At 32.4% G+C, this 3407-nt stretch carries 4 protein-coding genes; all 4 read right to left on the bottom strand.

What is annotated here, in order from left to right:
- Window positions 1-1064 (bottom strand): sugar ABC transporter ATP-binding protein (locus tag RYK07_RS08900; RefSeq protein ID WP_314853500.1); only part of this gene is annotated, 1064 nt, incomplete at its 3' end.
- Between the two features lie 13 nt (window positions 1065-1077).
- Window positions 1078-1476: a D-ribose pyranase gene (gene rbsD, locus RYK07_RS08895; protein ID WP_314853499.1), complete on the bottom strand. Its 399-nt coding sequence runs from the start codon at window positions 1474-1476 to the stop codon at window positions 1078-1080.
- Window positions 1451-2362 carry a ribokinase gene (gene rbsK / locus RYK07_RS08890; protein ID WP_314853498.1) on the bottom strand — a complete coding sequence of 304 codons (912 nt, stop codon included), beginning with the start codon at window positions 2360-2362 and terminating at the stop codon, window positions 1451-1453. Before rbsK ends, rbsD begins: the two co-directional genes overlap by 26 nt.
- Window positions 2359-3336, bottom strand: coding sequence for a LacI family DNA-binding transcriptional regulator (locus tag RYK07_RS08885; RefSeq protein WP_314853497.1), 978 nt, complete (start codon window positions 3334-3336; stop codon window positions 2359-2361). The genes rbsK and RYK07_RS08885 overlap by 4 nt, the downstream gene beginning before the upstream one ends.
- Window positions 3337-3407 lie beyond the last annotated feature (71 nt).

Raw genomic sequence — 3407 nt, 5'->3', positions numbered from 1 at the left:
CGAGTACTAGGTAAAGTCATATTATCTTTAATAGAAAAATCTAAAATCAATCCCTCATCTTTACGATCTTCTGTTAAGAAACCAATTCCATGCTTAATTGCTTCAAAAGGATTTTTAATTATCAGTTGTTCTCCGTTTATTATAATTTGACCAGATTTTAAAGAATCAATTCCAAAAATTGCTCGCATTATTTCAGTACGACCAGCACCCATCAAACCAGAAAAACCAAGAATTTCCCCTTGACGTACATAGAAAGAAATATCCGTAAAAGCATCACCAGAAAGATTCTTAGCTTGAAAAACAATATTCCCAATCTCAGCCTTTTTTTCTGGATAATAATCTTCTAATTCACGGCCTACCATCTTCTGAACTAATTCATCTGCATTAGTTAACTTCGTTTTCTTGGTATCAATTACAAACCCATCCCTCATAACAGTTATAAGATCTGTGATCTTAAAGATTTCTTCCATCCGATGTGAAATATACACAATACCTACACCATCAGATTTTAATCCTTCTATCACTTTAAAAAGTGTTTCAGTTTCACGATCAGTTAAAGCTGCTGTGGGTTCATCCATAATTAACAAGGAAACTTCTGATAATAAACATTTTGCTATTTCTATCATTTGTTGTTGTCCGACTGATAATTGACCAATGATTGCATCGAGAGGAATAGAGATATTAAGACGTTTAAATGCTTCTTTAGCTTTCCTTTCCATACTAACTTTATCTAGAAACCCAATCGAATTTTTAATTTCTCTTCCTAAAAAAAGATTATCAAGTACAGTCATATCTGGCCAAGTATTCATTTCCTGATGAATAAAACTCAGTCCAAACCGTTCTGCCTCTTGAGGATTAGAAAATGTTTTTTCTTTTCCATCAATAAAAATAGTTCCTGAAGTAGCTGGAAAAAGTCCAGTTAAAATATTCATTAAGGTTGATTTGCCTGCACCATTCTCTCCCATTAAAGCATGAACTTCTCCTGAATTAAGAACCAAATCAATACTTTCTAAAACACGATTATTCCCAAAAGATTTTGAAATGTTCTTCATTTCAATTTTCATAGGCAACCCCCTTCTAAATAATAACTCCTGATTGCAAGATTATATTCGAATATGGTGTATCTTCCCCAGTGCGAATAACTGCCTTAACTTTAGTATTCATAGCTTTCAATTCTTCATGACTAATATATTCAATAATTATATTCGATCCTAAAAGATCTAGAACTGCTTGCCACTGTTCTTTGTTTTTTTCTTTAATTTCTTCTGCTAAGAAAATTTTTTCAATAAGTACATGATCTGAATATTCTTTTAAAACTTCTAAAAAACTTGGACTACCTTTTCTTAATGCTAAATCAATTTTATCAACACCTTTTGGAACTGGCAATCCTAAATCTCCGATACAAACCAAATCCATATGACCTAAATCATCAGCTAGTTTTGCTAAATTACTATTTAAAATCCCATATTTCTTCATATCCTGAATGCTCCTTTATTTCTTTCAAACTCGGCATACCTCCTTGCGCTCCAAATCTTTGAACAGAAAGATGTGAAGCAATCGTTGCAAAGGACAATGCAATATCCATCACTTTTCCTTTTGAGATAGCATAAGCAAAAGCACCATTAAACGTATCTCCTGCTCCTGTAGTATCAACTACTTCTGCTTTTATAGCAGGAATTTTCTTAACTGCTGTCCCATCATAATAAATAGAACCTTCAACTCCTAATGTCACAATCATTTTATTAGGATAAATTTTAATAATTTCTTCTAATTTCTTATCTGGAAAAAGCTCTGAACATTCGTGCTCGTTAGGAGTAATAAAATCACAAAAAGGAATCATCTCTTTGTCTGTTTCTCTAGCTGGTGCAGGATTGTAAAGAACCTTAACTTGATTTTCTTGGCAAAATTTAGCTATAGATAAGTTGGCTTCATGTGGTATTTCATTCTGTAATACAACAATACTTGCATCACTAAGTAATTTCCACTCATTTTTCCAATCATTTGTTTTAACTAAATTATTAGCTCCGGGATAATAAATAATCCTATTATCACCTCCATATAAAGTAATTTGTGCAACTCCTGTAGACTGTGGTACCGTTCCCACATATGCTGTAGAAATATCATTATTTTGCAGATTACTTAATAAATCTGCTGAAAAAATATCTTCTCCTACGTTCCCAAATATGTAAATATTATCTTCAACACTGGATAATCTACCAATAGCTACAGCTTGATTTGCACCTTTTCCACCTGGAACTATATTAAATGAATCGCCAAAAATCGTTTCACCTCCTTCTGGAATCCTTTTTGTTCTCATAACTAAGTCCATTGAAATGCTTCCAACAACAACAATTTTACTCATTTCTTTCTCCTTAATGTATTTCTTTCTATGTACCTAACAGGGAGTTTAATTTTAGCTTCATCTATAGAGAACTTATTTGCCATATTATAGATTAGCTTTGCAGCCTGTTCTCCCATTTTATATGATGATTGGTGGATAGTTGATAAAGAAGGATAAATAAATTGACTAAGTACAATATCATCATAACCAATGATTTGAATATCATCTGGAATTTTTTTCCCAATTGCTAAAATTTCATGAATATAAGCTATCGCATGAATATCAGAAGGTGCTATAATACTATCAATATTTGGATTTCTTTTTAGATTCTCTTTAGCTTCTTTTTGAATTTTTTCAAAGTCAAACGTTTCACTTGCTTCAATACGAATCTCTAAAGATTTATCCCTCAAATAGTTTAAACTTGCTTCAAATCGTTCCGCAATGTTCTCAGCTTTATCATCTAAAACTTTGATGATCATAACCTTCTCAGCGCCAGCATTCCAAATTGCTTTAGCAGCCAAACGTCCACCCAACTGATTATCAGAAAAAACACCGTAGCCTGTATCTTTACTAATCCGGTCAACCACAACAACAGGTAATGTTAGATTTGGAAATTCCTTTGTAAAGTCAAGTGTTGTTATAATACCAGCTGCATTTGTTTTTAACAAAAGGTTTATATATTCTTCTAACGAATCATGATCTGAAATAGTACCAACCATAATCCTATAACCTTTATCTTTCAAATATGATTCGGCTCCTCGAACCAATCTTGGGAAGAACGGATTAGAAATATCTGGCAATAAGAGTCCTACCATTTGATTTTTTTTAGTTTTTAAAGATTGTGCTAATACATTTGGTGTGTAATTTAATTTCTTGATAGCATTTTTTATCTTTTCTCTCGCATCATCTCCGACATAGCCTTTTTTCGAAATATATCTTGAAACTGTTGACTTTGATACTCCAGCTTCTTCAGCAACCTGTTTTATTGTAGTCATCACTCCTCCTTTTTTATTGTGGAACCGTTCCCTTATTTATATAGTAAGCGTTTTCTTTTGTTTTGTCAATA

Origin of the sequence: uncultured Granulicatella sp. (genome assembly GCF_963528315.1) — a bacterium.
In the GTDB taxonomy this organism is placed as follows: domain Bacteria; phylum Bacillota; class Bacilli; order Lactobacillales; family Aerococcaceae; genus Granulicatella.
This window is presented reverse-complemented; position numbering and strand designations above follow the sequence as displayed.